This is a genomic window from Burkholderia sp. LK4, assembly GCF_001043615.1.
Lineage (GTDB): Bacteria > Pseudomonadota > Gammaproteobacteria > Burkholderiales > Burkholderiaceae > Burkholderia > Burkholderia cepacia.
On sequence record NZ_LDUL01000088.1, the window covers coordinates 1 to 539 of the forward strand.

Here is a 539-nt window from a genome sequence, read left to right on the forward strand (position 1 = left end):
GGCAAACCAAAGGGGGTCATGGTTGCACATCGAGGCGTCTGCAATCTGGTCGCATCACAGCGCAAGATGTTAAGCGTGACCCGTGAGAGCCGAGTTCTTCAATTCGCCTCTTTCAGTTTCGATGCCTGTGTTTGGGAAGTTGTGACCGCGCTCTGCAGCGGCGCCAACCTTCATCTTGCTGCGCCCGAGCAACTGATGCCTGGCCTGCCCTTGGCTACACTGCTCCGGGAGCGTGAGATCACTCATGCACTCCTGCCGCCAGTGGCCGTCAATGCGTTGCCGGAACCCGACTCGCTCACGATGCTGCGCACACTCGTGGTAGGTGGCGATGCATTGCCCGCTCATGTTGCACGTCAATGGGCTGACCGGGTGTGCTTCGTGAATGCCTACGGACCTACCGAGGCAACGGTGTATGCCAGTGCCTATCGCTGCCGCGCCGACGAGCAAGGTGCACCGCCCATTGGCCGGCCGATCGCCAACACGCGCCTCTACATCCTCGACGCGCATCAGCAGCCCGTACCCGTCGGCGTGCCCGGCGA

At 62.0% G+C, this 539-nt stretch carries 1 protein-coding gene; it reads left to right on the top strand.

What is annotated here, in order from left to right; all coding sequences use genetic code 11:
• Window positions 1–18: 18 nt before the first annotated feature.
• Window positions 19–539: AMP-binding protein (locus tag VK92_RS41090; RefSeq protein ID WP_231616489.1), on the top strand; the 521-nt coding region annotated here is incomplete at its 3' end.